Annotated in this window: 1 protein-coding gene; it reads right to left on the bottom strand. The window is 60.3% G+C overall.

The genetic code is table 11. The annotated features are described in order from the left end of the window. A partial coding sequence (locus AC1RPY_RS08255) for a hypothetical protein (protein ID WP_481763200.1) occupies positions 1-229 on the bottom strand: 229 nt, incomplete at both ends.

The raw sequence follows: 229 nt of genomic DNA, 5'->3' as shown, positions 1-229 counted from the left end.
AGCAGAAAGAGCCTCGTCGCGCGTCCGGTCCTCATCCGTGTTTTCGTCTTCGACGATCAGCAGGTTGTCGTCCACGATGTTGCTCCCAGCTTCCTGCTCCTTCCGCTTGCGCAGAATCAGGTCCGTGATCTCGTTCACGGTGGCGCATCCACGCAGGTCCGCGACAGTGACCGCGACCGCAAAATCGTTGTAAATCTCGTCGCAGACTTCCGCCAGCGGGTGTGCGGTG

The sequence above is a fragment of the Dellaglioa sp. CoH-56-MRSF-12 genome (assembly GCF_056782075.1).
Note: the sequence above shows the minus strand (reverse complement) of the source record. Positions and strands in the feature narration are given on the sequence as shown.